15 protein-coding genes and 1 pseudogene are annotated in these 24,652 nt (G+C 56.9%); 4 read left to right on the top strand and 12 right to left on the bottom strand.

All coding sequences use genetic code 11. The features are described 5' to 3' along the window. Nucleotides 1–91: 91 nt before the first annotated feature. The 7 genes from fabG to galE all read right to left on the bottom strand — a co-directional run bounded on the left by fabG (nucleotide 92) and on the right by galE (nucleotide 8,392). The gene (gene fabG, locus SV7mr_RS21180; protein ID WP_145276455.1) at nucleotides 92–844 is read right to left on the bottom strand and encodes a 3-oxoacyl-[acyl-carrier-protein] reductase; all 753 of its coding nucleotides are present in this window, start codon (nucleotides 842–844) and stop codon (nucleotides 92–94) included. Between the two features lie 86 nt (nucleotides 845–930). After that, nucleotides 931–1,854: an ACP S-malonyltransferase gene (gene fabD / locus SV7mr_RS21175; RefSeq protein WP_145276452.1), complete on the bottom strand. Its 924-nt coding sequence runs from the start codon at nucleotides 1,852–1,854 to the stop codon at nucleotides 931–933. A 524-nt stretch (nucleotides 1,855–2,378) separates the two neighbouring features. Continuing rightward, the gene (gene rpmF / locus SV7mr_RS21170) at nucleotides 2,379–2,561 is read right to left on the bottom strand and encodes a 50S ribosomal protein L32 (protein WP_145276450.1); all 183 of its coding nucleotides are present in this window, start codon (nucleotides 2,559–2,561) and stop codon (nucleotides 2,379–2,381) included. Between the two features lie 150 nt (nucleotides 2,562–2,711). Then, on the bottom strand, nucleotides 2,712–3,752 hold the full coding sequence (locus SV7mr_RS21165; RefSeq protein ID WP_145276446.1) for a methyltransferase: 1,041 nt from the start codon (nucleotides 3,750–3,752) through the stop codon (nucleotides 2,712–2,714). Nucleotides 3,753–3,881: 129 nt separating this feature from the next. Further along, entirely contained in the window at nucleotides 3,882–4,877 is a 996-nt protein-coding gene (gene aroF / locus SV7mr_RS21160; protein ID WP_473163657.1) for a 3-deoxy-7-phosphoheptulonate synthase, read from the bottom strand. 405 nt (nucleotides 4,878–5,282) lie between these two features. Further along, the gene (locus tag SV7mr_RS21155) at nucleotides 5,283–7,235 is read right to left on the bottom strand and encodes a c-type cytochrome domain-containing protein (RefSeq protein WP_145276441.1); all 1,953 of its coding nucleotides are present in this window, start codon (nucleotides 7,233–7,235) and stop codon (nucleotides 5,283–5,285) included. 170 nt (nucleotides 7,236–7,405) lie between these two features. Continuing rightward, nucleotides 7,406–8,392, bottom strand: a complete 987-nt coding sequence (galE, locus tag SV7mr_RS21150) for a UDP-glucose 4-epimerase GalE (protein WP_145276438.1) — start codon at nucleotides 8,390–8,392, stop codon at nucleotides 7,406–7,408. Between the two features lie 101 nt (nucleotides 8,393–8,493). Here galE and xerD point away from each other — a divergent pair, with 101 nt between their 5' ends. After that, a complete protein-coding gene (gene xerD, locus SV7mr_RS21145; RefSeq protein WP_145276436.1) occupies nucleotides 8,494–9,447 on the top strand; it encodes a site-specific tyrosine recombinase XerD in 954 nt (317 codons plus the stop codon). Between the two features lie 395 nt (nucleotides 9,448–9,842). On the opposite strand, the pseudogene SV7mr_RS21140 reads toward xerD, so the two are convergent. After that, nucleotides 9,843–14,345 (bottom strand): annotated as a pseudogene (locus SV7mr_RS21140) (DUF4011 domain-containing protein); the annotation flags it as partial. Nucleotides 14,346–14,684: 339 nt separating this feature from the next. Between SV7mr_RS21140 and SV7mr_RS21135 the strand changes: the two are divergent. Continuing rightward, the gene (locus tag SV7mr_RS21135) at nucleotides 14,685–16,655 is read left to right on the top strand and encodes an ATP-dependent helicase (RefSeq protein WP_145276432.1); all 1,971 of its coding nucleotides are present in this window, start codon (nucleotides 14,685–14,687) and stop codon (nucleotides 16,653–16,655) included. Between the two features lie 124 nt (nucleotides 16,656–16,779). Here the strand turns inward: SV7mr_RS21135 and metX are convergent, their stop codons facing one another. The 3 genes from metX to rpmA all read right to left on the bottom strand — a co-directional run bounded on the left by metX (nucleotide 16,780) and on the right by rpmA (nucleotide 20,461). Further along, nucleotides 16,780–18,570: a homoserine O-acetyltransferase MetX gene (metX, locus tag SV7mr_RS21130; protein ID WP_145276430.1), complete on the bottom strand. Its 1,791-nt coding sequence runs from the start codon at nucleotides 18,568–18,570 to the stop codon at nucleotides 16,780–16,782. Between the two features lie 25 nt (nucleotides 18,571–18,595). Continuing rightward, nucleotides 18,596–19,903 carry an O-acetylhomoserine aminocarboxypropyltransferase/cysteine synthase family protein gene (locus SV7mr_RS21125; RefSeq protein WP_145276428.1) on the bottom strand — a complete coding sequence of 436 codons (1,308 nt, stop codon included), beginning with the start codon at nucleotides 19,901–19,903 and terminating at the stop codon, nucleotides 18,596–18,598. A 312-nt stretch (nucleotides 19,904–20,215) separates the two neighbouring features. Next, nucleotides 20,216–20,461 carry a 50S ribosomal protein L27 gene (rpmA, locus tag SV7mr_RS21120; protein ID WP_145276426.1) on the bottom strand — a complete coding sequence of 82 codons (246 nt, stop codon included), beginning with the start codon at nucleotides 20,459–20,461 and terminating at the stop codon, nucleotides 20,216–20,218. A 463-nt stretch (nucleotides 20,462–20,924) separates the two neighbouring features. Between rpmA and SV7mr_RS21115 the strand changes: the two genes are divergently transcribed. Further along, on the top strand, nucleotides 20,925–22,139 hold the full coding sequence (locus SV7mr_RS21115; protein WP_419187720.1) for a vWA domain-containing protein: 1,215 nt from the start codon (nucleotides 20,925–20,927) through the stop codon (nucleotides 22,137–22,139). Nucleotides 22,140–22,195: 56 nt separating this feature from the next. On the opposite strand, the gene SV7mr_RS21110 is transcribed toward SV7mr_RS21115, so the two are convergent. Continuing rightward, nucleotides 22,196–22,390, bottom strand: coding sequence for a hypothetical protein (locus tag SV7mr_RS21110; RefSeq protein WP_145276422.1), 195 nt, complete (start codon nucleotides 22,388–22,390; stop codon nucleotides 22,196–22,198). Nucleotides 22,391–22,401: 11 nt separating this feature from the next. On the opposite strand from SV7mr_RS21110, the gene SV7mr_RS21105 reads away from it, so the two are divergent. Further along, nucleotides 22,402–24,477, top strand: a complete 2,076-nt coding sequence (locus tag SV7mr_RS21105) for a hypothetical protein (protein ID WP_145276419.1) — start codon at nucleotides 22,402–22,404, stop codon at nucleotides 24,475–24,477. The last annotated feature ends 175 nt before the right edge of the window (nucleotides 24,478–24,652 follow it).

Here is a 24,652-nt window from a genome sequence, read left to right as displayed (position 1 = left end):
CATCCGGCATTAGAGCCTTGAGACTCTTTGTTGATTTGGTGAAAAGATAGGTGAAACAAGCAAAAGGCGTCAATATCCCACGCCAAAACGCTTAGCCTGTCATTCCGCCGTCAACGACGATGGTTTGACCCGAAATGTATCCCGCATCGGCCGAAGCCAGGAATAAAACCGCTGCTGCGACGTCGGCGGGGTCGCCCATTCGCTTGGCAGGAATCGCTTTGACGACTTCGTCACGAATCGCTACGGGGATTGCCTCGGTCATTTCACTAGCAATAAAGCCGGGGGCGACCGCATTGACGGTAATCCCGCGACTGACCAATTCTTTGCTCATTGTGCGAGTCATGCCCATCATACCCGCCTTGCTGGCGGAGTAGTTTGCTTGGCCGGGGTTGCCAATGATCCCCGAAATGCTGGCCATGTTGATGATTCGGCCCGATTTTTTCTTTCGCATGATTCCGGCGGCTGCCCGGCAAGCGACGAAGCTGCTGGTCAGGTTGGTCGCTAAAACAGCGTCCCAGTCCTCGTCGCTCATCCCGCGAGCCAGTTTGTCACGGGTGATCCCGGCATTGTTGACCAGGATATCCAGTCGGCCTTGGTCGGCGGCGACTTGCTTGATCGCTCCGTCAAGCGCCTGGCGGTCGGTCACATCGCAGGGAACCGCAATGCCTTTCCCGCCAGCAGCTTCGATCTCGCTGACGGTGGCGGCCAATTTCTCGGCATTTCTGGCCAAGCATGCAACGGTGGCTCCGTTGGACGCTAGGGCCACCGCGACAGCCTTGCCCAAGCCCTGTGAAGCGCCGGTGACGATGGCGACCTGGCCGTTTAAATCTACTTGTAGTCCCATTTCAGTTCCTAGTTTTCAGTGTGCTGTGCTGTCGGATTGATTTCAGCGGATTCGTTCTCGGGCGCTGGGAAGGAATCCGAGGAAATTCAGGACGCTTCGTCGCCAAAGCCATCGGTGGGGAGTTTTCGCTGGATGCGTTTTAAGGTTCCACGCAGTATTCGACCAGTCCCCGCTTCCAAAAAGCCTTCGATTCCGTCGTCGATCATCTTGCGAATGGATGCTTCCCACAAGACCGGTTGAGTGACTTGGCGGCTGAGCAAGGACCGAATTTCGTCGGCTGATTGGTGTGGTGCGGCGTCCACGTTGCTGTAAACGGGAATTTGCGTGTCCTGAATTGGCATCTCGGCCAAAGCTTCGCTCAACGCAGCCACGGCGGGTTCCATCAAACTGGTGTGGAAAGCCCCAGCAACCGTCAGTGGAATGAATTTCATCGCGCCGGCTTCCAGGACGGCAGGTTCCAGTCGTGCCAAGGCGGTTTGATGTCCGGACACAGCGATGTTGCCTGGGCACAGCAGGTTAGCGGGCCGCAGGACATCGCCCTCTTTGACCTGGTCGCAAACCGCTTGCAGGTCGTCCAGTTTCATGCCAATCACGCTGGCCATGCCGCTTTCCACTGCGTCGGCAGCCGCTTGCATGGCTTGTCCTCGACGCTGGACCAATCGCAGAGCGTCGGCAAACTCCAGGCCGCCGGCAAAGCAAACGGCGGTGTATTCACCCAGGCTTAATCCAGCCGTCGCTTTGATGTTTGCTAGACGTTCTGGCTGTTGATCTTGCAGAACCTTTGCTGCCGCCATGCCGACGGTGAACAATGCGGGTTGGCTAAATTCCGTCGCATCAAGGCGTTCTTTGGGTCCGTCTTTGCAAAGGGCTTGCAGGTCGTAACCAAGAATCTCGTTGGCCTGTTGGAACAGTTCGTTGGCAATGGGGGATGATTCGCAAAGCCATTGTCCCATGCCAATGTCTTGAGCCCCTTGACCGGGGAACAGAATCGCTGCTGTGGAGACGTCCATAATTTACCGAGAGAGAGAACGGTGCTTTGCAAGCACTCAATCGCTGGGAGGCCAATCATCGGCCAAAGGTTGACTCATGCTTGTTCGGTCAACCAGTCCAATTGAAAGCAATCGAAGGCAAACAGGGAGACTGTTTGCGGTTAATTTCCAGCCGAGAGAATGCAGGGTGAACGGCGGAGTTCTGTCCCGCTTTTCGTTCAGTGGCAGACTGTCCGAGATAGCACGCTGAAATCGGCGTGATTCGCGTTGGGCAACAAGGCTTCGTCTCGCCCGGCAGAACTTGCATCGAGGAAGAAAGCCGGCGAAGGCCCGCAACTGATCTCAGCAGGTCCGTCAGCTGTTATGCAATTCGCTTCCGCACCGCTGCAGGCCGCCAATCCCGAGCTTGCCCAGAGCGCCAGTTGCGTGGCGCAACGGATTCTTGTGCAAGTGCTTAGCAGTTCGGGCTACCGACTGCATTGCAGTGGCAGATTGGCGCTGAGACCGAGCCTTGGGAATCCTGGAAGTCCGCCGCTGAACGGGGACTACTCTTCGGTTGGCTCGACCAAGGTGCGGCCCATGTAGTGCCCGCATTTGGGGCAGATCGTGTGCGTAGGCACTGCCTGACTGCACTGTGGGCAGTAGGCGATCTGGGCTTTCTTGACGCGGTCGTGGCTGCGCCGATTACCGGTACGACTGTTACTGTGTTTTCTTTTTGGGACAGCCATCGCTGCAGGGGGGTAAAAGTGTTCGCTGAAGGTCAAACTTGGCCCAGCATCCTAGGAACCAAAGTCCTAGTTCGTCAATCCTCGTTACCGAAAATATTGGCTTCAGCGGTCAACAATCCCGGAAGCTGGTGTCTATCTGCGGGATCGGGGTCACTTTTCCGCCACCAGCATCCCCAGGCCTTGTTCGCTGGCGACCAAGTAGCTGAACTGAATTCCCGTAAAACCGGCGTCTCTCAGCAGTTTGTCGCAGTCTCGCAAGTCGCGCACTTTGCCATGTGGGGTGCAAACGCTGACTTCTAGCCTTCCCAGGGATTCTTTGAGTCCCGCTTTGGCTGGCCCGACGTACAGATCTGGAATCGCTACGCGGCCGCCCGCTTTCAAGGCGGCGAAGACGGATTTCAGCAACCCGGCGGCGGTCTGGTCATCCAGGCAGGAGACCAATTGTGGGAGCACGGCCAAGTCAAATGCGTCGCCGGGAAGTTCCGCCGTGATCGGATTCTCAGCCAGCGTTTCGTACCGCTCGCCGAGTTCGATCGAGTTGGCGGTTTCCTGTGCCGATTGAAGCAGTTCAGCCTGATCGACCGCCAGCACGGTGGATCCGGGAACTTGGTGGGCAATCGCACAGCTCCAGACCCCTGCTCCGCAGCCCAAGTCCAACAGGCGCCATTCGGCATGCTTGGGATTGGCGACGTCCAGAATTTCAGCGGCCTGCAGAGCGGCGCTGGTGTGGATCCACTGGGTGGCTGCCAGGCGGCTGCGATACTGTGCCAGTTTTCCCGGATCAGGTTCGGGCTGGCGCGGCTGCATCTTTTCGCCCAAGTTCTCCCAGCGAGCGTCGCCAAGATCTTGGTCGTACTGGCACAGCAGATGGCCAGCGCGTGCAAGTGCGTAATCTTCGCCGTATTGCTCAACGATCCCAATCGAGGTCAGGCAGGCCAAGTACGGCTCGGCAGATTCAGGATCCAGCGAGAGCCGATCACAGACCTGTTCGAGGGTCTGTTGGCCTTGCTGCAGTAATTCGATCAAGCCGCATTGTCTGGCCGCACGCAGTAGGTGTGAGGCGGCGTTGATCTGCATCCAGTTTTGGTATTGCTGGATCGTGCGGTCGCCAGAGGCGCGGACTGAGGCCTTGGTGGTTTCCGCATCGGGCGTTTCCATGCCGGCGTCACCGGCGGGAGGTTCTGTGCTCATGACTGTCGCGTTGCATGGGTGATGTGTTCATCGCGCGTCAAGCGTCATTGAAAGCACTGCTGGCGATGAACCCGGAAGGGGTCTGTGTTTCGTCATGCGTGCAAGCACGCAACTGCAGGGCTTGTCGGCTTATTCAGCCAAGGCTCGCTGGACCTTTTGGCAGCGGGTCATGGTTTCAGCAAACTGCTCAAACGTCTGTGACTGGTAGCCGTCGCTCTGGGCGTTGGGCGGATCGGGGTGCATCTCGATGATCAGCCCATCGGCTCCAGCGGCAACCGCAGCCACGGCCAGGTCATGAACCATGTAGGTGTGTCCGGTGCCGTGCGATGGATCAATGATCACTGGCAAGTGCGTGCGGCGATGCAGATAAGGAATGCTGGCCAAGGGCAGTGTGAATCGAGTGTGTGATTCAAAGGTGCGGATCCCCCGTTCGCAAAGCATGACTTGGTCATTGCCTTCGTTCAGGATGTATTCGGCCGCCAGCAAGAACTCATCCATGGTGGCCGAGGCACCACGTTTTAGCAGCACGGGCTTGCCGCTTTTTCCAACCGCTTCTAACAGCCGGTAGTTCTGCATGTTGCGAGCTCCCACCTGCAGCACGTCGGCGTAGCGACAGACGAGGTCAACATCTTCGGTTGCCATGACTTCGGTGAAGACCGCCAGGCCGGTTTCTTCGCGGGCTTGGGCTAGCAGTTTCAGTCCTTCCTCTTTCATGCCTTGGAAGCTGTAGGGGCTGGTGCGAGGTTTGAAAGCACCGCCACGGAGGCCGGTTCCGCCAGCTGCTTTGACCGCTCTGGCTGACGAGATGAGCTGTTCTTCGCTTTCCACGCTGCAGGGTCCGCCAACGTAGCCCACATGGCCCCCGCCCGCGGTGAAACTGCCAACCTGAATCGTGCTTGGTTCCGTTCGTACTTCCCGACTGGCCATTTTGTAGGGTGCCGAGATCGGTGTCAGTGCGGACACGCCGGGGAAGCTCTCGATGGATTCTTTGAAGCTGCCGCGTTTTTCTCCGATGGCCGCGATCACGGTTCGCTCGGTGCCATTGATGATGGTTGACTTCAGCCCAAAGGACTCAACCTTCGCCGCAACCGCTTGGATTTGATCTTCTGTTGCGTTCTGTTCCATCACCACAATCATGCTACTTGCCTAGTCTAAGAATGTACGCGTAAAGGGGGAGAATGCCTCAGCCTCGCCGCAACGCTAAAGCATGGACAGTTGCATGTCAGAGAATGTTCGCGGCGGTTTCAGAAGTGTGGCAGCTTCTGACCGGCTTTCCAAGCGGGCAAGCCGGAGAAACCTCGCGCAAGAAGAAACGGTGTCCCGCCGCTTGGTCAGAACTCGTCGACGCGGCCGTGAATGATCGACGCGGCAACTGCCTGGCGGTCAATCCCAAGGCACAGCAGCTGGCGGAATGTCGCTCAGCAGGTCATTCGTTGGCTTCACGCTAGGCCACGCTAGGCTGCCAAACGCGTCTGCGAATCAGTGATTCGCAACCCGGCAAGGCAGGCCATGTTTGGGTTGCCGTGTGAATTACCGTCGCACGTATTTTAGAAACGCGTCGACGAACTGCTCGGGGGTTTGCTTGAAACCGACTTGAAACGATTGCTCGAAGCTCAGTCCATCGGTTAGCTGACGGAGCGCGGCTTCGAGTCCACGGCGTTTGCTGCGATCAAGCATTGCCATGCCGATCGCCGTTGACAGTGAATCGGTTTGCTCTGGCGTCAGGCGATTGCCCAGGAAGACCTTGGCGTTGTTGGCTTCGGCGGCAGCCTGTGAGGCCAGCAGTTGCAAGCGTTCCTTGTCATCGCTGTCCGCCGCGTTCATGTTCATCGCTTGTGCATTTCCAAGTCCCCAGGCAAACCAACGTGGCACGCCGGGGTTTCGAGTGGCAATGGCCAAGCTGGTCACGGGGGCAACGAGGGTGGAGCTGATCTCATCTGGCTCGGCACTGTCGTTGGCAACCATGGCGATGTAGGCGTCAATGCCGTCGTATCGCCAGTGTGCCGACCAGTTGCCTGGGATCGCGCGCGACTCAACCATCTTGCTGAATTCGCTGTAGTCATAACGGCGCGGCAGAACAAAGATTGTCGCGCGGCCACGGAAGAAGTTCTCGCCTTTTCGCTCGCCGGATGGCTTGGCTAGCTTTTGTGCTGCAGCGAGGTGCTTTTCGCTTTCGCGGCCAATGATCTCTAAAGTCGCTTGCGATGCCGTGCCTACGATTCGGAAGTGATCAGTGATGACTTCTTCGGGTGCTGCGGTTGCGTTGGCCAAGCGAATGTTTTTGTCCGCAATCTCACGACGACGCGCGGTAAGTTCTTCAGCACTTGCAGCGGCCGCCCAAGCGAGACGACTGATCCGTTCTAGCGGTGCACGCTCATCGGCATCGATGGTGGCTCCTTCATCAATCCATTTGGAAATCAAAGCGATGGAGTCATCGGACAGTGCTGGGCGGCCACCGGCGGGCATCTGAACTCCCTCGGCGGCAGTGCCACGAAGCTTCTTGACCAGCAGGCTTTCTTCGCCTTTGCCTGGTGTGATGATGGCACCGCTATCGCCACCGCGAAGCAATTGTGCAAAGGTGTCCATGTTCAATCCACCGCGGGTTTGCATGGCGTTGATGTGACAGCCATTGCAGTTTTCAACCAGCAGTGGTGCGATGTCACGAGAGAAGCTGACGGATTCACGGCCCGTGGCTTTTACCACCATTAGCTCCGTCTCTGGCATCGGGGCAGCGGCCTGTTCACCCGCTGTGATTCGTTGATTGGGGTCTTCGCCGTCGAAGTTGGCGCCTTGAGCGATCCAGTCTTTGAGTTTCTTTAAATCTTCTGCCGGAATGCCATTCCCGTTGGGCGGCATCTCACGCGATTCGATGGTTTCAATCAAAACGCTGCTAGCGACATCACGAGCGAAGACCACCACGCCAGCAGGTGGACCTTTCATAAGCGAGGCGTAACTCGCGGCGCTAAAGCCACCACTGGAACGATTGACATGGCAGCGGCCACAGCGGTTCAGCAAGATGGGGCCGACTTCTTTGGTGAAACTGACCAGCGAGAAAATGCTGTTGGGCTCGCCGGGATTGGTCGGCTCCATCGGCTTGTCCTCATCCTGCTTCACCATGGCATCGCTGGAAAGACCGGGCTCGTGATACGGAGGCATCGAAGCACCGTCCAGTTCAAGTCTGGCATGCAGTCGACCAAACAGGCCAAAGCCCTTGCTGAGCTCTTCGTAGACATCCGGGTTGCCTTGGTCGATGACCTTTTGCATTTGCCCGGCAGCCTTGATCCACAACTCGGTGGCTTCTTTGGTGTTGCCGGTGAACTGCAGCTCGCTGGCCCGTTCCAGGGTTTTGATGACCGCGGCGATGATGCTTCGCTCGCGGCGGCTCAGTTCCAGCGAGAACGCGCTGCTGGTAAACATGACGGTGCTAAGAGCCAATGACATCAGTGCCAGCGAAAGGCCAGCGAAGCGACGAGATGACAGCATGGTTCAACTAGGGATGAAAGGAAGCGATGGCAATGGGTAGTGATTCGGTAACCTCTCGGCCACTCTGGGGGCCTCAGAATGCACCGGAGCTCTTTATTGGAACATTGTACATGGGCTGGGTGAGCCCAAAAATGTCGTTTTTTGCCCCAGATATCGGAGCCGATAGGCCGCTAACGACTGGAATAGCCGGTGGGGTGGCTTTGGTGCCAGCGCCAAGCGGTTTCGATGGTTTCGTGCAAGTCCGTGTATTGCGGGGTCCAGTCCAGGACCTGCCGAGCCAACGTGGCGTCGGCCACCAATTCTGGCGGGTCGCCGGCACGTCGCTGTCCCATGATTTCCGGGATCGCGTGACCGGTGACATCTCGCGCGGCCTGAATGATTTGCCGCACGCTGGTGCCTTGGCCGGTGCCCAGGTTCACGCGAATGCCTGACCCTGGTTTCAGTCGCTGTAACGCTGACAAGTGGGCCGTGGCCAAGTCTTGAACGTGGATGTAGTCGCGAATGCAGGTCCCGTCTGGAGTCGGGTAGTCGTCGCCGAAGATCGTGATGTGTTCGCGCTGTCCAAGGGCGACTTGCAACACAATCGGAATCAAATGCGACTCCGGTGTGTGGTCTTCACCGATCTCGCCAGACGGGTGCGCACCGGCCGCGTTGAAGTAACGCAGGGCGGCATAACCCAGCCCATAGGCAGCGCTATAGTCGGCCAGGGCTCGCTCAAAGACCAGCTTGGTGAACCCGTAGGGATTGATCGGATCTTGTCTGGTGGTTTCTGCAATCGGAATCAAGTCCGGTTCACCATAGGTGGCCGTCGTGCTGCTGAAGACAATCTTGTTGACGCCTGCTTCACGCATGGCATCCAAAAGTTCGACCGCCGCGATCACATTGTTGCGATAGTAGATCGCCGGGTTCTCCACCGATTCGCCGACCAAGGCAAACGCGGCAAAGTGCATGACCGCTTCGATCTTGTGTTCCTTCATCACCTGGACCAAGTGCTTGCGGTCCGCCAGGTCGCCAACGATTAAGGACTGTTCAGGGACGCTTTCACGGTGCCCATAAGAGAGGTTGTCAAAGACCGTGACGTGATGACCTGCATCAATCAGACAACGCACTGCATGGGAACCGATGTAACCGGCACCACCAACGATCAAAACATTCATCTGGGATGGTTCAGAGAGCAAGGTAAGCGAGAGAAAAGCCGACAATGAAAAGAAGATTGTTTGAACATAGACCATGATTCCCGGCAAAGGAAAGGCACGACGTGGCGAAACGCCGAACGAAGCTGCAAATGCTGCAGACCGCCCCACCGTCTGCACAAGCGGCGCAAACCGCAGAGTCGGTGCGATTGGAGTTTTTGGACTATTTGCGCGGTGAATGTCACTTGGCAGAGAACACCATCGCTGCCTACGGACGCGACATGACGCGGTTTGTGCAATGGCTTGGCCAACGCCGCTTCGAACAGATCACCGTGGATGACTTGACACACTTCATGGGCGTCTTGCATCAAGAGGGACTGGCTCCAACCTCCGTGTCTCGCTGCGTGGTGACGACACGAATGTTCTTCAAGTACTTGCAACTGGAAGGCCGTGTTCAGCAGAACCCGGCCGAGCTGCTGGCGGCACAGAAACTTTGGGAACGAATCCCCGGCGTGCTCTCAGCCGCTCAGGTCGAGACATTGCTGCATGCCCCTCGGAAGACTGATCGCTTCTGGCAACGCGATCGCGCTCTGTTGGAAGTGCTGTATGCGACCGGTTGCCGAGCGAGCGAAGTCTGTGGCCTGCAGATGCGGAACCTGCACTTCGACCAACGCCACTTGAAATGCACCGGTAAAGGTGGCAAGCAACGCATGGTGCCGCTAGGAATGCCAGCGATCAGTGCCGTGCAGCAATACATCGATCAGCTTCGAGGCACGTTGGCCGGGCGAACCACACCTAGCCCCAGTCACGTGTTTCTCTCACGGACCGGCAAACCACTTGATCGCATTCAGTTGTGGCGACTGGTCAAACGCTACACGCGACGCGTTGGCATCACCCGGAATGTCAGCCCTCACTCACTGCGTCACAGTTTTGCCACGCATTTGCTGGCCGGCGGTGCTGACCTGCGACAAGTGCAAGAGATGCTGGGGCACGCGAACATTCAGACGACCCAGATCTATACTCACGTGGAGCACTCGCGTTTAAAGAAGGTCCACAACCAGTTTCATCCACGCGCCTGAAGTTGCCGGTGACCATCAGCGCCAACCCTTCAGCCGACAAACAGCTTGCCGGAGCGATCTTGGATCTTGTTTTCTGCGGTCAACTGTTCAATCAGCTGACGGATCACCGCTTGGAACGGCTTGCTATTGCTCATCCCAAAATCCTTGGCCACCGAACTGAAGAGCTCCGTTTGATCGGGACCAATGTGATCTTTGACAACAGTTAAAATCGCCTGGCGCAACTCTTCCGGAGCAATGTGTTCAACTTTGCGCAGCGAGCTGGATTCTACGTGGCGGCGATTGCGAACCGGAAACGCCTGCTGCTCAGGTTGATACAGGAAATCACCGCGATAATCGATTGCATGATTGCTGGCTAGCTTCTGTGCTGCCTCGTCAATCTTTCGTTTCAGTGCTGAAGTCAAACGTCCTCTGCCGAGTAAGCTGATGCAGCGTCGCCCCACTTCGTCCACATGAATCGGTGATTCCGTGGTGACGATTTCTACCACCAGGTTCTCGAACTGCTCGGAATTCATCTCCGTTGGTCCGCCGACATAGCCGTTGGCTTCCATCTCGGCCAGTTGGTACGGCGTGTCACCCTGGACTGGTTTTTCGAGTTCCGGTTGGGCTTCGCGACGATCCCAACGGGTTCCCTGGTTGGCGACCGGAGTGATGCTACGAGGCTTGAAGAGCGCGGCAGCCTTCGCCGCATCTTGGTCGACGTTGGCCCAATGCTGTCGCGCGTTTTCCAAAGCCTCCAGCACGCTGTTGAGTTGCTCGTCGGGGCGCTGGAACCAATCGGTGCTCCAGACTCGATGAATCACCCAGCCACGTGATTCCAAGATTTGCTGCCGAATACGATCCCGGTCTCGCACCCAGCGAGCGCTGTGATACTGGGCTCCATCACATTCAATGCCCAGTAAATAGCGGCCCGGTTGATCTGGGTCTCGGATCGCCAAGTCGATGAAGAAACCGCCTTCGCCAATCTGATGATCCACATGCAGTCCACGCTCACGCAGTTTTTTCGCGACCTGTTCTTCAAAGAGGCTGTCTGCTGAACCGTGCGACCGAGTCGCCTCTAGATGGCCGTGTTCTGCATAGTGCAGGTACATCTTCAGGGCCGCGACGCCTTCGCCTTTTGCGCGTGCAAGGTTGATGTCATCCGAACGGATCGATGAGAAGACTTCGCAAGCAGAAGACGCGCGACTGATCAAGACATTCAGTCGTCGTTCGCCCCCTTCGCGATTCAGGGGGCCAAAGTTGTGAGCAAAGTAGCCGTCCTTGTCATGGCCATAGCCGATCGAGATGTAAATCACGTCACGTTCATCGCCTTGGACATTTTCTAAGCTTTTGACGAAAAACGGGGACGCGCCTCCGGTGGCAAAGAAGGCTTCGTGTTCATGATTGTTGCGACGCAGTTGTTCAAGTTCGTCCAAAATCGCATCGCGTTGAGCGCTGCTAAACGTAGCCACCCCCAGGGACAGATTCGGGTGATTGGCGGCATGCTCCATGACGGCATTGGCGACGGCGATGGCTTCCTGACGGTTGGCTCGTGAGCCACCGCGATCGTAGCAACCATTTTCGATGTACCGAAACGACAGTCCCAGCGGTCCACCACCTCTGATTGGACTGGGGATGATGAACAGGCGGTCGTCGTAGAATTTGCGATTGCTAACCGCGATCAGCGATTCGTGCTTGCTGCGATAATGCCAACGCAGCATGCGACTGGGCAGGCCTTGGGCTTCGCACAGTCCAAGAATGCTTTCCAAGTCGCCGGCATGGTAGACGGCTTCGTCGCCGTCGTCGTCCATGGTGTCGCCCGACATGCGGCTGAAGAAGTCGGTGGGTGGCAATTGTTTTTGGTCGCCAACGACGACAATTTGTTTGCTGCGAGCAATGGCACCGAGCGCATCGACTGGCTGGACTTGGCTGGCTTCATCGATCACCAGCAGGTCGAATTCAACGCTACCGGGTTTCAAGTACTGAGCCACCGACAGTGGGCTCATCATGAACACGGGTTTGATTTTCTGAATCGCTTGTCCCGCTTCGCGCAACAGGACTCGCAACGGCATGTGACGGCGTTTTTTGTTGATCTCTCGCCTCACCACGCTGACTTGGCCACTGTCGGCCAGCGAGGAAGGGATTTGCCGGTAGTGAGTTCGTGCGACGTCCAGGCGGCTAAGCTCGATGCGCTGTTGGTCGAGGTTGGCAAATCGAGTGCGTAATTGTTCAAAGGTTTCGCCATGGAACTGTGCCAGATCGTCACGCGTTGCCCAAGCCTGTTCGATGACTGCTTCGCTGCGAATCGCACGCAGTTGGGGTTCAACTCGGCCGGGCGGCAGGACGCCGGTTTCGACTTCATCCGCCAAAGGGGACAGGTCCATTGTGCGCAGTTTGCTGACACGTGAGGCGCTGGCAAGGTAATGGCTCAGTTGCTCTGGAACGGCTTGCCAGGCTTGCATCCGCTGTTGCCAATCCTGAAGCTTGGCGGTCGCCACGTGATCGGCTTGCAAGGCGACCGTGGGAACTAATTTCAGCTCTCCGGCAAGTTCCTCCAGTTGCGACCGGACGGTTTGCAAGCTTTTGGCAACGTGTTGGAGTGGCTGTTCGATTGCCTGCAGGTCGATTGCCCGCGCGATCAGGGGCCGAGCGTGTTGGGATTGCAGTGGACAGTCTAGGGAGTGGCGGCACCACTGGACGATCGCTTGCGCCGACTTGAAATCCGTTTGTTTGCCATGCCATGCGCTGCCCAGCAATCGCTTGGCGAATTTGCTCTCGTCGGCAAACTGCTCGGTGGCTTTTTGAAATCCGATGATTTGATCAATCAGAGCCAGGCGGGCGTCCCGGTCTGCGGGGGGCTGACCAAGGCAGACACCTTTCAATTGATTGATGGCGTTGCGATGAGTTGAAATCAGCAAGCGCCACCATTTGGTTCCATGTGCAGCGATCGCCAATCGAGTCGTTGACCAATTGAAGTCAAACGCCGTTTCACTGACTTGTTTGAGAAGCGATGCTTCTTGATCAACCAAGGTTTGCGTTCGCTTGACAATGGATTCCAATCGATCGAGCTCAGTGGCCCATTGTGGGTTTTCGATGGTGGTTGGATCCAGTTTTGCTGGGCACTGTTTAATGTGCTCGGCAAGCAGGGCAACCCGGGAGATCTCATCCAAGCCGCCAGCGGTTGGCAGTTGCAGTTGCAGTTTGCCGCTCAATTCATCGGCGTCATCGAGCAGTTTTTGCAGACCGGTTTGGATGCTGGGTAGTTTGCGAAGTAAGCGTTCTTGGTGGGCTGGTGACAAGGGGTCGCATGTCACGCCATACCAAGCGTTATCGCAGGGACTGCCAGAGGCTTCCAGTAACTGGTCCAGGTCTTTGGCAAGCGCCAGTCGTTGTTCGTATTCCTGGGGTGTCCAGTTGGCCGCTGCGTCGATGCGATAGGGCACTGTTTTGCCGCCATTGGAACGCAACTGGAGCGTTCGCCCGATGGCTTGGTAGGGCGATGTGCCACTGCCTTCGACCGGTTGATGCAACGCCTGATCGTGTTCTCGCAAACGAATCGCGGTGCTGCGAAGTTCTTCGATCGGCACATTGCGTTGGTCGTTGATCTCGGTCAGGTACAGAGTGGCCTTCAGGTTGTCCAGCACGTTGCGTTTGCGAGCCTTGTGGCTGTGAAGTTCCAGCACCATGTCGCCGACGCCAGCATGTTCTAAACGCCGCCGCACAACATCTAAGGCGGCCATCTTTTCGGCAATGAACAAGACTCGTTTGCCGGCATGAACCGCAGCCGCGATGGCGTTGGTGATGGTTTGTGATTTGCCGGTCCCTGGCGGTCCTTGCACGACCAGGTTACGGCCGCGAGCGATCTCTTCAATGACGACTGCTTGGGAGGAATCAGCGTCGGCGATATGAATCACATCGGCGGGGTTGAGGACTTGATCAATGGGTTCATCATCGCCACAGAGCGGTGGCAGCATGGAGTCGGTCTCAAAGCCATTGCCGAGCAGTCCTTGCAGCATGGCATGATTGGCCAACAGATTTTTGTCTGGCCATGCTTCAGGCGACAGATCGCGATACATCAAGAACTTCGTAAACGAAAACATCCACAGCAGGATCTCGTCATCCAGCACTTGCCAGCCGTCGCGGTGCATGGTGATCTCGCGCACCTGATCGAAGTAGGTCGTGGGTGACCAGTCGTCGTCGTGTTCCACAGACTCTGGCAGGTCGGGCAGCGTGATGCCGAAGTCTTCTTTTAGCCTGGCTTGAATGGACAGGTTGGTCACTAAGTCTTCGTCACGGAATCGTAGCTGAAAACGACTTCGTGCCGTGTTACGTGTCAGTTCAACGGGGATCAGCAGCAGTGGTGCAAAGCGTTCGTGCGAACCTTCTGTCTCTTCGCGCCACTTGAGAAAGCCGCATGCCAAATACAGAATGCTGACGCCCTGCTCTTCTTCGGCCGTGCGCGCGTCGTAGTAGCAGTTGAGCAGTTTTTTCTGAAGCGGTTCTTCGGTCAGGTCCGTTTGCAGAAAGCGATCAATGTGCGACGCTGGAATCTCTTTGGCGGCGTCTTCAGAGTTCTCTGGCGAACTTGCCGCAGCTTCGTTGGCTGCTTTGGCTTGATCCGAATCGCCGTCGCTGGATTCGTTTTGATCGAAGGCTTCGATGAACTGGCGCCGCTCGTCATCGACCTGGTCGTCGGCCGATTCTTGGCTTGATTCAGTCTGGGGCGGTTCTTGTCGAGGCAGAAACGACAGCGTCTTGCCTTGACGCACCAGCAGGTCAAACAGGCGCTCACTGCTCTCGTCGACCACCTGCAGCCAGCTTTTTCGCTTTCCGGCCAGCGGTGTGTGGATCAAGCGGTTGCGAGCGGTCAATTCCAGTAGGTCTTGGCGGGCCTGTTGCAGCGCCTGTTCAATATCCACCATTGGTCCTCGTCAACCGTTCTTCACCGCCTGTGTGTTTCTGATCTCCGCTGCTTTATTGTAGGGCTTTACCCCCTGTGGCGTGGGGGAATCTGGGGATTGGCCGTCAGTTCACTGCGGATGTGATCCCCAGTGGTGATGATTGGAGCGATCGGTGCAGGTTTGTCGCCAGCGATGAAATCAAGTTTTGCTGGCGAATGCTTGGCCAGCGCATAGGAATCTGAGGACGATTCGTTAGGATTGTCAGACTCAACCGGTGAGTCATGGGAGCTTGTTGCAGCCGCCGACACGTCTCGTTCAGTCTTGCCGAATTGCCGACCTCTGCCCCCAGGAGCCCAATTGATGCAGTTCAATGCCCAACAGCAACGCGCTGTCGAATTCGACGGTGGCCATGTCTTGGTGTTGGCTGGGGCAGGCACCGGAAAAACCAGCACCATCGTTGGCCGAGTGGTGCACTTGCTCGAACAGGGCGTCGATCCGCGTCGCATCTTGCTGTTGACTTTCACGCGACGGGCCGCTCGCGAGATGCGCCATCGCTTGGGACAGCAGGTGGGACCGACGGCGAAGAAAGTCCCGGCAGGCACGTTTCACAACTTTTGTTTGCAGTACCTCCGCCGCTGGCCCGATCTGTTCGATTGCCAAGGGCTGTCGATCATCGACCGCGACGATCAACTGCAACTGATGAAGCTGGCGCGCGGAACCGTGATCGGCAAAGACGCTCGCTTTCCCAAAGCAGCTGAACTGGCGAACTATTACTCCTATGCTCGCAATACCAATCGCCGGCTGCAGGAGTATCTCAAACGCTTTACCGATCACAGCGAAGAGATCATTCAGCTGATCGAAAACGTGATCGATGATTACAGCAAACGCAAACGCGATTGTCGGTACTTCGATTACGACGACATCTTGTACATTTTTGCTCGCCAGATGCATCGTCGGAAATCGTTGCGAGAGAAGATTCAAAAGCGCTATGATCATTTGCTGGTCGATGAAATGCAGGACACCAATCCATTGCAATGGATGATTTTGGATGCGATGCGTGACCCGGCCAAGTTGTTTTGCGTCGGTGATGATGCACAAAGCATCTATGCTTTCCGCGGCGCCGATTTTCGTAACGTGCATGGTTTTGCGGATCGCTTACCGGGCGCGTCGACGTTGAAGCTGGAGGAGAACTACCGGAGCACGCAAGAGATTTTGGACGTTGCTAATTGGTTGCTGGATCAATCTCCGTTGGGCTACGAAAAGAAGCTGCATGCCGCGCGTGGTAACGGTGAAAAACCCATTTGGTTGCAAGTCGACGACGAACAAGATGAAGCAACCACCGTGGTCGAGGATCTGCTTGAACGTCGTGACGGCGGCGCCAATTGGCGAGATCACATGATTCTGACGCGCACTGCCTGGGCCGCTCGGACCGTAGAAGCCGGGCTGATTCAGGAAGACATTCCCTATCGGTTTGTGGGTGGAACCGCACTGATGCAGTCCGCGCATATCAAGGACCTGATCAGCTTGTTGCGCGTGGCGGACAATCGGTCTGATCAACTGGCTTGGATTCGTTTTCTGACTCTGTGGCCGCGCGTCGGCGAAAAGACCGCTGCCAGTGCGATTCTAGAGGTCTTTAAGCAGCCTAACACCGACGCGATCAGCGAACGTTTGCAGAATCGCTTTGGCGCCAATCCAAGGTTGGGCGAAGCCTACCAGCAGTGCGTTGGCTTGCTGGACGCGCCGGCCAAGGCCATCGAGGTGGCGATCGAGAAACTGGAGCCACTCCTGGAAAAGAAGTTCGATGATTGGGACCGTCGTAGCAAGGACTTCAAGTTGCTTAAAAAGCTCGCCCGCGATCATGCCACCGTCGGCGAGTTTTTAGAAACCTACACCCTTGACCCGATTTCCGAATCCGAGGCGTCGCAAGAAGAGCAAGACGATCTTGTCACGTTGATCACCGTGCACAGTGCCAAAGGAACCGAGGCGCCGGTGTGCTATTTGATTGGCGTGCAGCCTGGCAACTATCCGCACTCTCGCAACAATGGCGATGAAGATCAGATCGAAGAGGAGCGCCGCGTCTTGTATGTCGCCATGACTCGTGCCAAGGATTCGATGATGATCACAGGCAAGGTGCGTTCGCACGGCGCTTACACCCCGTATTACAACCAAAAGAGCCTCGATAGCGGCACCGAGATTCCATTTTTTCTAACCGACATTCCCAATGCGTTAGTTGAAAGCGATTGTCAGTACGGTGCGACCAACGAGTTCGGTGATGAATTGACTGAAGACGATGACGATTGGTCGGGCCCCATCATGTCGTTCCGTGATTGAGCCATCGCATGAATCATCATGCAGCCGTTTGCCGGGCAGCCAGTCTGCCAGCTATCATCGGTCTGCCAGCTATCATCGGTCTGCCAGCTATCATCGGTCTGCCAGCTATCATCGGGGCGATGTTTCACAAGCGACTGAGCACCATCACCGCCGTGTCGGCGTTGAGATTCGGATCGTTGTCAGCTGCGATCTGCGTGTTGAGGGCGTTGTCAAAGTAAATGGCTTTCTCGATCGTAAGCCCCTTTTGCTGGCAAAGGTCTTCCACGTCGGCGATGCTGGGGAAGCGTCGATTGGGTGTGTTGTACCATTCGTAGCTAAAGCGGCCCGGAGCTTTGGGGGACCGTCCGCCTTTCGCATAGGCTTCACGCAGCGAGCGATAGGCGAAGTTCGGAAAGCTGACAATCACCTGCTTGCCCACTCGCATCATTTCATCCACTAGGCGTTCGATGTTGGGGACAACTTGCAGTGTCTCGTTCATCACCACGATGTCGAACTGATCGACCCCGAAAGCAGGCAGGCCTTCGTTCAAGTCATAATCGATCACATCCAAGCCACGGCGGCCAGCGCTGAGTAGGTTCTCTTGTTGAACCTCGACACCGACGACACGTTGATGTCCACGGCGTTTGAGTTCAGCGAGCAAGCGCCCATCGCCGCAACCCAGGTCCAGTACAGAGGCAACCTCTGGGATTTCATCGACGATGATTTTTTCAACTTGGCTGAGCTGGAAGTCGGCTGCGGTAAGGTCGCCCAGTTTGGCTTGAATCAGCGGCGCATACTGAGCAACATCTTCGGCAATTAAAAACGAGTCATGACCGCGCGGCGAAGTGATCTCGGCATAACTGACGGGTTTATCAAGTGTTGTCAGTGCATTGACAATCTCACGCGATTGGTGAGGTGGAAACAACCAGTCGCTGCTAAAGCTAACCAGCAGGAACTCGCAGTCCGCCTCGGCAAAGGTCTCGCATAACAGTTTTCGTTCACTGCCCAGATCAAACAGGTCCATCGCCATCGTGATCGCGATATAGCTGTTGGCATCAAAGCGAGAGGTGAACTTTTGGCCTTGGTGTGCCAGATAGGAGCCGACGCTAAAACGCTGTTCAAAGTCGGTGGCGATTTCGCGCGGGTCATGGCGATCGTGACCAAACTTTGACTCCATCGCTTCGTTGGACAAGTAAGTCACATGGCCCAGCATGCGAGCGATCGCCAGCCCTGTGTCGGGGCGTTCGGGGTAATCGTAATACTGGCCATCGCGAAAGTGAGGATCGGTCTGGATTGCATTGCGACCGATGATGTCAAAGCCCAGTGCCTGGCTGGTCAGCCGAGGGCTGGAGGCCACGATCACGCACAGGTCCGTGCAGTCGGGTTGGCGGTGGATCCAGGTCATCGCTTGGTGACCGCCTAGCGAGCCACCGATGATCGCTCGCCAGCGCTTGATGCCCAGGTGTTCGGCCAGCAATTGCTGAAGGGCCACCATGTCATCAATTGTGATATTGGGAAAGTCGGCGCCGAAGTGCTTGCCGGTTTCGGGATGCTTGTCCTCCGGTCCCGTGCTGCCGCGGCAGCCACCGAGAACGTTTGGGCAAACGACAAAGTAGCGATCCGTGTCGATCGCTTTTCCAGGCCCAATCAAGTCCTCCCACCAGCCAGGGTCATCATTCGAGTGGTGGCTGGCTGCATGTGAATCGCCACTCAATGCATGGCAGATTAACACCGCGTTGGAAGCCTGTGGGTTCAGCTTGCCCCACGTTTCATAGGCACACTGAACAGGCTGTAATTGACCACCGCGTGACAGTTCAAGCCCTTGCTCGAAAACCGCATACTGCGCATAAGCCAATGGGCCAGCAACACGATTGGCATCGGTGCTGGCAAAGGGCTCATCGGGCGAGGCACTGGATGGCTGGGGACCAGAGTTCACGAATCAAAACCGTTGGCAAACAAGATCAGCTGACTGCAACCGCCAGGGCTTGCTTGAGGTCATCAATGATGTCTTCGACATCTTCAATGCCAACGGAGATCCGAATGTATTCAGGGACAACACCGGTTTTGGCTTGCTCCTCGGGCGAAAGCTGTTGGTGCGTGGTGCTAGCCGGGTGGATCACCAAAGTCTTCGCGTCACCAATGTTTGCCAAGTGAGAGCAAAGTTCGCAGGCGTTGATGAACTTTGCGCCAGCTTCGACACCGCCTTTGATGCCAAAGCCGATGATGGCACCTTGTCCGTTTGGTAAATATTGCAAAGCACGCTGGTGATCCTTGTGCGAAGGCAAGCCAGGGTAATTCACCCACTGGACCGCATCACTTGATTCCAAGAACTGTGCCACCTTGAGCGAGTTTTCGCAGTGACGAGGCATTCGCAGGTGCAATGTCTCCAAACCTTGCAAGAACAAGAACGCCGCAAAGGGGCTCATCGCAGCACCGGTGTCACGCAGCCAGTGAGTTCGGGCGTGCAGCAAGTACGCGATGTTGCCCATCGGTCGGAGGTGTTCTTCAAACACGGCGCCATGATAGGATGGCGATGGAGCACAGAACTCAGGCCACTTCTCTGGCTGATCAGCCCACTTGAAGTTTCCGCTGTCAACAATCGCTCCACCAACGTGCGTTCCATGGCCGCCCAAGAACTTGGTGGTGCTGTAAACCACGATGTCGACGCCGTGTTCAATGGGCTTGAGCAACATCGGTGTCATCACCGTGTTGTCGCAGATCACTGGAATCGATCCGTGCGGCGCGCTGTGCGCGGCATCGGTGATCGCTTTAAAGTCCGGCACGTCGTTTTTGGGATTGCCGATGGATTCCATGTAAACCAGTCGCGTGTTCTCGTCGACAAGTTCATGAATCGTTTCAGGCTGATCAGGATCAAAGAAGCGAACTTCAATGCCAAGGTTCTTTAGCGTTTGGGTGAACAGCGTCCACGTGCCACCATACAGCGAGGTGCTGCTGAGGATGTTTTGTCCCGCATGGGCGATCGTGAGGATCGATGCGGTGATCGCGGATTGACCCGATGCAAAGCAAAGTCCCGTCACGCCACCATCAAGTGCCGCCAGTCGCTTTTCCAACACGTCGACCGTTGGGTTCATCAAGCGGCTGTAGATGTTGCCGAACTCGGTTAAACCAAAGAGCGCTTTTGCGTGATCGGTGTCGTTAAAGACGTAACTGGTCGTCGCGTAGATGGGAACCGCCCGCGCATTGGTGGCGGGGTCTGGTTCCTGACCAGCGTGCAAAGCAAGTGTACCGGGGCGAAAGTTCTCACTCATCGAAGGCATTCCTGAAGAAACAGATGATGGGGCGGGAGGTTTCAAGACGGGGTGAATCCTAGGAGTCTAAGCCATCTGCTGTGCCGTTTGTAGTGGCAGTGGCGGTGACCAGGGAAGTGTCTACTGAGACGCTAACGCAGTGTCTATTGAGGCGATAGCGTGGTGTCTGTTGAGACGCTATCGCAGTGTCTATTGAGACGCTAGCGCGGTGTCTATTGAGGCGATAGCGTGGGCGGCGGCACCGCGCGCAAAAAAAGCCATGTAACAAGACCTGCTACATGGCTTCGGTGTTTTGGCTTGGGGGCTGACTGATCAGCCAGTCACCACGTTGATGCGGCGGCCCTTTTGGTCGAACATGACTTTGCCGTCGACCAATGCGAACAAGGTGTAATCATTGCCTTGTCCAACGCCACGTCCAGCACGCCACTTGGTGCCACACTGACGAATCAGAATGTTGCCCGCAGCGACTGCTTCGCCGCCGAACTTTTTGACGCCACGTCGTTGTGCGTTGGAATCGCGACCGTTGCGGCTCGATCCCTGTCCTTTCTTGTGTGCCATTGCTTCACCAATAATAAGATTAAGCCAGCGGGCGAATCGAGCGCTCTGCGATGGCAAAATCAAGATGCTTGTTCGAATTGAATTGTAGCGATCTTTGCAAGCCCGAAGCCGTTTATGAGGCTACCTTGGTGCGTCCATTACCAGGTCCACAACCAGTCCCGGGGGCGTGCTGCAAAGTCGGAAGCCCAGAAGAATATCGACACAGGGGCCTCCATTCAACCCGTTTCGCAAGAATTCAGGCAGGCTCTTTCTTGCCAAATTTGCCCAGATTGCGTTTAGGCGGTTCATTCACACAGGGTTGGGGTCCCCAAACGGGGTGTTTTTGACTGGTTCGGCGGATTCTTGCCCCTTCCGATGCGGAAATCGGGCATATTAGATGTTGCCAAAATTCGGGCAAATTGTCGCTTCAGCATCCCTCCCCCCGCTGACTTTTCCACGCCGTTGGTTCAGCCAAGGTCTCGTCATGAGCGCTTCACTGCCGCCTCGCACCGCCCCGTCATCGGTTCCACCGGTGCCAGCGCCACCGGTGGTCCAGCAGGACTGCCAGGAGGTTTTCGTCGCTGGGCAGTTGCGAGTCGATCCCGCAGAAGTGCCGCTGCCAGGGCGAGTCGTGCCGGCACGCAAGCCACCTCGCGCGGTGCCCCCGCGGCTGGAAATTCCGCGGCTGGCAACCGCTGGGACGTTTAAGCCGCCAGCAGAGTTGCCGCAAGAGTCTTTGCCTGCTGCCGAGGCCTCCAGTGATGATTCGTCGTTGTTCGAAATTACTGGGCTCGATTCGCCGGTCAACAGCTGGACAGATCGGCTGGATAAAGCCAATACGATGCTGGTCACAACGGTCGTGCATTTGGTGATCCTGATCTTGCTGGCGCTCTGGATCTTGCCCAGCGACAGACCGCGCGACGTGTTGATCATGTCACAGTCCGATCAGGACGCCGAGCCATTTGCCGAGATCGAGGTGCAGGAGATCAGTGAAGATCTGACTCCGCAGATCAATCCCAATCAGCCCGTGCCGTTGGAAGCATTGGAGGTCCAGTATGATGTGACGGAGGCCATGGAGGCGATCACCGAGAGTCCTCTGACTTCCAGCATTGACTTCACATCGCTCAACGCCGTCAGCCAGACCCAGGCTCTGAACGCCACAAACGGCAAGAAGGGGCGGAACATGGTGTTGTTCTGCGGTGTTCATGGCTATGGCCAGCGCGTGGTCTTCATTGTCGATCGCTCCGGCAGCATGGGAGGTTCGCGGCTCCATCTGCTCAAGGCCGAGATGATGCGGTCGCTGCAAGGGCTGAACGAAAAACAGTACTACACGATCTTTGCGTACAACTCGATGTCCGTGCAGATGCCCACCGATCCGGCCTACAACGAGGACGCCGGATTGGTCTCCGCTGAAGGTAGCTTGGGGATGGCGTCGTATTGGATTCGCTCGCTGCAGGCCGGAGGCGGGACAGACCCCTCACGGGCGGTGGTGCAGGCGTTGGAGCTGAATCCGAATGTGATTTTCTTGCTCTCCGATGGCGAATTCTCGATCACGCCTGAGCTGGGAGTTGCAATCAGGGAGTCAGGCAAAGAGATTCCCATTCACACCATTGCTTTCCAGACCGCTGGCAATTTGCCTAGTTTGGTCAATATCGCCAAGGCCACCGGCGGCAAGTATCGACGCTATGTCAGGCAGTAGCGATCCGCTTTCTTGAGTTTCCTTGCCAGCGGGACAGTTAGCGGGTAAACCGATCTTTACGCGTTTTGGTGTTTCCCGCTACGATCGAGCGTGAAACACCAGATTTGGCTGAACACTGCCAGGGGCGGATCGAATCGGATCCGCTCGGCAAACTGTTCAGTATCGATTGATCCGGCAGTGGATGCCGGCAATGCGTCGCTTTGCCCTGCGGTTGCCCATTGATGCAGCCGCAGTCCAAGTTGTTTGTTCAAGGAAGAATGTCATGGGTCGGAATGCCATGGACTGGAACGTGAAGTGCCAGGCCATTGTCAACGTAATGGTCCCCTTCGTTGCCACGTTTGCAATGTTGGTCTGCCAGTCCGTTGCGCATTGTCAGTCCAGCATCTCTGCGAATCCACAAGCGGTTGCCGGTGGAAGTGCATTCGGGCTGGGCTTGCCAACGCACGTCCAGCCTGTGCTGAGTCAGCCTAATGCAGGGCAGGACGTTACGAACCTTCGAAGCAGCGGCATGGCGACGACCAATGACGCCAGTCCGGTTCCTGTTCCCACGGTTCACACGCCTGTTGCGTCACGGCCAGCGAACGCGTTCTCGGCGACCGGCCGTCACGACGCCGTGATCACTCATGGAGCGTCCGTCGTTCACGCAGACGTCAACCGCGCGGGGCCTTCAACCACCGTTGCTGGAGACAGCAGTGATGTTGTCTTTCAAGAGCGTTTGGTTCAAGGAGCCGCTCGTTTTCCAAGTACCAGCTCGGGGGCTGCTCAAGGCAGCCTCGCTGGTGGCCCAGTGGTTCCAGTTTCCGGCGCCTTACCTGTCTCCGATCAAGATCCAGCCTCCACCGCGATCAGTGTGCCGCCAGCTAGCATGGCTGCCCCTCCGTTAGCAGGCAGCAGTGCTCTGCCAGCCGGAGATGCTTTGTCGGCATTGCCAGCGGCCGGTGACATCGCGGCTAGCGACGCAGCGTCTAGCAACACAGCGTCTCTACCAAGTCCTTTGCCCGCCAGCGCTGGGATGTCTGTCCCTGATACGTTGTTGGCTTTGCCTGACAACCCGGATCCCGCGTTGCCAACGACCAGCCCCGCTGGCGAGTTGCCGGCAAACCTGCCCACAGCGGCTTTGCCAGCAATAAACGCGATGAATCCCGGCAGCCAGGCTGCAGCGCCTAGCAACAGCGCGGCGTCTGAAGTGGCGCTGCCCGCCAGCAATGTTCCAGCCAGCAATGTTCCGGCGGCCATGGCTGGTGCACCTGCTGAACCCGCTTCAACACCAGGCTTTAATACCCTGCCGCGTTCGGTCAACTTGCCAGCGAATCCAAACTTGCCAGCAACCCCAGCACCGTCACTGGCCGCACAGTCGCTGGCCGCACAGCCTGCCGATGCAATGAACTCCGGTCTGTCGAGTTCTGGCATGTCGAATGCGCCAGCAGCCAGCGCTTGGAAAACGCTTGATCGGACAACGTTGCCAGCGTCCAGTGGTTATCCTTCGACGGGCTATCCAGCGATGGCTGGCAACACCAACACAACGACAGCAGCACCGGCTCCAGTGGCACCGGTTCCAGCAGCACCGGCTCCAGTGGCGGCCGCCTCGCTGCCAAGGCTGCCTGGCACGTACACCGATGAACAAGTGCTGGCGATGTTGGCAACGATGGGGATTAGCAAGACCGATCCTCGCTTGGCTCAGCCAGGGTTCTTGGATGACGTTTATCGGGCTTTCTATCAGCAATACCTTTTGCCCAATGGACTGGTCGCACCAGCGTCGCCGTCTGGGGCTTTGGCAACCGGCCAACCAGCATCTGCAGCGTCTGGGTCGGAGATGGCATTGTCAGTTCCTCGCACCAACGCGCCCCAGCCATGGCCTGATTCGGCAGAGCGTTCGCGGCTCGCGGAAACCCCCGGCACTGCAGTCAATCAAACACTCGGTGGGCCTGCAACCCGTTGGAGCCCCGTCAATCAGCCCGACCGAAGCGTGATGCCAACGAGTCACACCGCCGATGCCAATCGCATGTTAAATGGGGATCGTGCTGGGACAGATCGTGCTGGGGCAGATCTGGTCTCGTCCACCGGCGGGCAACCTGACCGCAGGATGCGTTCGCGAGCCTCTGAAGAGAACTTCGATGATCTCGAAGGCAGTGACGTGTTCAATGTCAGCAAGACCAATGGGTCCACGGGAGCTGCAACCGGATCAGAGCAACCAGGGGCATCGGAAAATAATCCCTTTGTCAGTCTGTTGCTGCTGATTTCAATTGCTGGCAACTTCTTTCTGTTCATCGGTCTGCGGCGGGTTTGGTATCGTCACCGCGACCTGATCGCCAGTACACGTTTGGTTAGCAGCGAATAGAGCTGGCAACGGTTACCGGCTGTGGGGTCGAATCCACCCTGGCAAGCCGAGTGAACAGGCACCTTGTTCTGCGTCGACGCGTTTCTGGGCCGTTTGGCATTCCGTCGACGGATGTTGCGGCAAGAGAAGACGAACGATGGTAGGGCATCGTTCGTCGCTGAGAAGCCAGTCCGAA

Source organism: Stieleria bergensis (genome assembly GCA_007745635.1).
Lineage (GTDB): Bacteria > Planctomycetota > Planctomycetia > Pirellulales > Pirellulaceae > Stieleria > Stieleria bergensis.
This window is presented reverse-complemented; position numbering and strand designations above follow the sequence as displayed.

Excerpts from the sequence above, each read along its gene's own strand:
- rpmA (WP_145276426.1), bottom strand. The coding sequence starts at position 20,461 with ATGGCACACAAGAAAGGACAGGGATCGAGCCGCAACGGTCGCGATTCC.
- SV7mr_RS21165 (WP_145276446.1), bottom strand. The coding sequence starts at position 3,752 with ATGAGCACAGAACCTCCCGCCGGTGACGCCGGCATGGAAACGCCCGAT.
- SV7mr_RS21115 (WP_419187720.1), top strand. The coding sequence starts at position 20,925 with ATGAGCGCTTCACTGCCGCCTCGCACCGCCCCGTCATCGGTTCCACCG.
- galE (WP_145276438.1), bottom strand. The coding sequence starts at position 8,392 with ATGAATGTTTTGATCGTTGGTGGTGCCGGTTACATCGGTTCCCATGCA.
- aroF (WP_473163657.1), bottom strand. The coding sequence starts at position 4,877 with ATGGAACAGAACGCAACAGAAGATCAAATCCAAGCGGTTGCGGCGAAG.
- SV7mr_RS21135 (WP_145276432.1), top strand. The coding sequence starts at position 14,685 with ATGCAGTTCAATGCCCAACAGCAACGCGCTGTCGAATTCGACGGTGGC.
- SV7mr_RS21125 (WP_145276428.1), bottom strand. The coding sequence starts at position 19,903 with ATGAGTGAGAACTTTCGCCCCGGTACACTTGCTTTGCACGCTGGTCAG.
- SV7mr_RS21105 (WP_145276419.1), top strand. The coding sequence starts at position 22,402 with ATGGGTCGGAATGCCATGGACTGGAACGTGAAGTGCCAGGCCATTGTC.
- SV7mr_RS21155 (WP_145276441.1), bottom strand. The coding sequence starts at position 7,235 with ATGCTGTCATCTCGTCGCTTCGCTGGCCTTTCGCTGGCACTGATGTCA.
- fabG (WP_145276455.1), bottom strand. The coding sequence starts at position 844 with ATGGGACTACAAGTAGATTTAAACGGCCAGGTCGCCATCGTCACCGGC.
- fabD (WP_145276452.1), bottom strand. The coding sequence starts at position 1,854 with ATGGACGTCTCCACAGCAGCGATTCTGTTCCCCGGTCAAGGGGCTCAA.
- rpmF (WP_145276450.1), bottom strand. The coding sequence starts at position 2,561 with ATGGCTGTCCCAAAAAGAAAACACAGTAACAGTCGTACCGGTAATCGG.